Below are 2,985 nucleotides of genomic sequence, written 5' to 3' on the forward strand. Positions count from 1 at the left end.
TGGAAAAGAAGAGTTATTTTTGGCCGCCTACCGAACCGTACACACCTTCCGGCTTTCCGTTTCGCACCCGGCGACTCAGAAAACAATACACGCCCCACACCCCCAACGCAAATCCACCCCAACAACCACCCAACACAACCCCAACACCCCCCGAACACCACCCCAAAAACTGGCGACAGCCCCGCCGTCGGGCATAACTCCGCTCGTTCATCAACCTGGCCAACGTGACCACTCCCGATGACGACCGTGCGCACTGGTGGGAGGATGGGACGCATGGAACTGCACATCACAGGAGATGCCGCCGCCGATCAGCTGTTAAGTGACGATGCGTTCGCATTGCTGACCGGAATGTTGCTTGATCAACAGGTAACCATGGAGTCGGCGTTTGCCGGTCCGGAAAAGATCCGTGCGCGCCTCGGATCACTGGATCCAGGCACGATCGCAGACTACGACCCCGCAGGCTTCGTAGAGGTATTCAAAGAACGCCCTGCTGTGCATCGCTTCCCAGGCTCCATGGCCGGCAGGGTCCAAGCCCTCGCCGAAACCGTGCACCGGGATTGGAACGGAGACGCTGCAGCCATCTGGACAAGTGGCAATCCGGATGGCGCCGAAGTATTGCGCCGGCTCAAGGCCTTGCCTGGGTTCGGAGAGCAGAAGGCTAAGATCTTCCTTGCCCTCCTCGGAAAGCAATGTGGCCTTCAAGCCAACGGATGGCGGGAAGCGGCTGGGCACTACGGCGAGGAGGGTTCATACCTCTCTGTCGCGGACATCGTGGATCCAGACTCCCTGGTCAAAGTTCGGGCAAGCAAACAAGCAGCCAAAGCAGCCGCGAAGGCCTCTAAGACAACGAGCGCCTGAATACTTTGACGTCAGCAGACTAGCGATCGCGCGAGGTTCCTCACCCTTCAGCTTTTCCACATAGGTGAATTGGTGCCTGCTGCCGGATCGACCGTGCTGGAAGAGTGTTTTCCATGGACAGGTTTCGCGAGCTGCAAGCAGCCAGGGTGGCTTCCACTGTGCCTGTACCTGGGAGCGGCGATTTCACCGGCCCCGGCTTCCGTCGCTCTGACGCTGAGGAGCTGCTTGTCCGGGTGGGCGCTTTCCGCGTTGCCGCGGCCAGCAATGAGTTGATTGATCAGATTCGTGGTTTGGAGGACGTGAAGTCAGCGATCGCGGCTTTGCAGGCGCGGGCGTCGGTGGCGTTTGACCTGGCGCAGCGCCGCGAACAAGCCTCTGCCGGTGTCTCCTCAGCTGAGCAGGGCCAGGGTGTGGGCGCGCAGATCGCGTTGGCCCGGCGGGAGTCACCGAACAAAGGGTCCCGGCTCCTCGGACTGGCGAAGGCACTGGTTTCGGAAATGCCGCGCACCATGGCAGCCCTGGAAACCGGACACCTGAACGAATGGCGGGCCACTCTGCTGGTGAAGGAAACAGCGTGCCTGTCCGTCGAAGACCGGGTAGCCGTCGATGAGGAACTCGCCCCCGACACCGGAACCTTCGACGGCGCCGGAGACAAAACCATCATCGCCGCCGCACGAGCCGCAGCCTACCGTCGGGACCCCCGCTCCGTGACCCAGCGCGCAGCCCACGCCGCGTCCGAACGGCACGTCAGCCTCCGCCCGGCCCCCGACACCATGACCATCCTCACCGCACTGCTTCCGGTCGCCCAAGGCGTCGCCGCCTACGCCGCGCTCACCCGTCACGCGGACTCCGCCCGCTCCGGCGGGGACACCCGGACCCGGGGCCAGGTCATGGCCGACACCCTGACCGAACGCCTCACCGGCACCCCAGACGGGATCAGCGGCGTCAACGTGCAGCTCGTCATGACCGACCGGACCCTCTTCCAAGGCGACAGCGAACCAGCACGGCTCCAGGGCTACGGAATCGTCCCCGCCGAATGGGCCAGAACCCTCATCGCCGGAGAGCCAGCTGGGGCAGAGGCGAAAGACGGAGCCGGAGCCGGAGCCGCGGGGCAGGCTGAGGTGAGCGCAGAGTCCAAGGTGAGCCCGAAGTCCAACGAGGGCAAGGACTTTAGAGTCTTGCTCCGCCGCCTCTACACCGCACCTTCCTCCGGTGAACTGCTGGCCATGGACTCCAAAGCCCGGCTCTTCCCACCCGGAATGCGGCGCTTCATCGAAACCAGGGACGACACCTGCCGCACGCCTTACTGCGACGCGCCCATCCGCCACATAGATCACATCGTCCCCTGGCACAACGGCGGTGCCACGAGCCTCGCCAACGGCGCGGGGCTCTGCGAAGCCTGTAACCACACCAAAGAAAACCCCGGCTGGAACACACAAACGCTCCCCGGCGGCAGACATGAACTGGAAGTGAGCACACCCACGGGACACAGATACAAAACCACAGCCCCACCATTGCCGGGGAATGCGAATGCTCCTGAATCAACGGCCGGGACAGTCGAACGTCAACTGCGGCACCCGCAGGCCCCTGCTCGTCGTCCGGTCCTGAACACCTCGGGGCGCTCCCGTCCCTGAGGGGCGACACCAGGCGGGGTGACAATGCCCCACGCCCTGCCCCACGGTCATTCGGGGCCGGCATTCATGGGAGCACGAGCGGTGGGACGTTCAAGACCTCGGGATCAACAGATCGCGCGGCTCCACGGCCGACGTCTCGGCGTGATCGCGTCTACCGCTGAGCTCGGCGGCCGGGAGGGCGTGGTCCTGGGGTTGGTGGCAGGCTTCGAGTGGTTGATCATCGGCGCCAGCCATGAGCCCGTTGGGGTTCCTGAACAGGTTTAACGACGAAAGGCCTCCATAGTGGAGGCCTTTGTCTTGGCTTGAGCCTGGGCGCGCGTCTGGTCAAACTGGGCCTTGCACCATTTGTTGGTTAAATGGGGGAAGCCCCGACCGTCGTGGTCGGGGCTTTCCCTGTTAATGATTGTCCGGCGGTGTCCTACTCTCCCACACCCTCCCGGGTGCAGTACCATCGGCGCTGTGGGTCTTAGCTTCCGGGTTCGGAATGGGACCG

At 63.7% G+C, this 2,985-nt stretch carries 3 protein-coding genes and 1 rRNA gene; 3 read left to right on the forward strand and 1 reads right to left on the reverse strand.

Going from position 1 to position 2,985, the window contains the following annotated elements; genetic code table 11:
* The first annotated feature begins 264 nt into the window (after positions 1 to 264).
* From AC1DD5_RS25520 to AC1DD5_RS25530, 3 genes are all read left to right on the forward strand, one after another.
* The gene (locus AC1DD5_RS25520; RefSeq protein ID WP_442019394.1) at positions 265 to 858 is read left to right on the forward strand and encodes an HhH-GPD-type base excision DNA repair protein; all 594 of its coding nucleotides are present in this window, start codon (positions 265 to 267) and stop codon (positions 856 to 858) included.
* A 113-nt stretch (positions 859 to 971) separates the two neighbouring features.
* Positions 972 to 2,492, forward strand: a complete 1,521-nt coding sequence (locus AC1DD5_RS25525) for an HNH endonuclease (protein WP_477523109.1) — start codon at positions 972 to 974, stop codon at positions 2,490 to 2,492.
* Positions 2,493 to 2,573: 81 nt separating this feature from the next.
* Complete coding sequence (locus AC1DD5_RS25530; protein ID WP_442019396.1) at positions 2,574 to 2,756, forward strand: hypothetical protein; 183 nt, start codon at positions 2,574 to 2,576, stop codon at positions 2,754 to 2,756.
* Positions 2,757 to 2,897: 141 nt separating this feature from the next.
* Here AC1DD5_RS25530 and rrf read toward each other — a convergent pair.
* Positions 2,898 to 2,985: ribosomal RNA gene (rrf, locus tag AC1DD5_RS25535) — 5S ribosomal RNA — on the reverse strand; the annotation flags it as partial.

This window comes from Paenarthrobacter sp. 10L420 (assembly GCF_056395385.1).

What these genes read in the sequence shown, in the direction of transcription:
- AC1DD5_RS25520 (WP_442019394.1), top strand. Translation starts at nt 265, where the DNA reads ATGGGACGCATGGAACTGCACATCACAGGAGATGCCGCCGCCGATCAG.
- AC1DD5_RS25525 (WP_477523109.1), top strand. Translation starts at nt 972, where the DNA reads ATGGACAGGTTTCGCGAGCTGCAAGCAGCCAGGGTGGCTTCCACTGTG.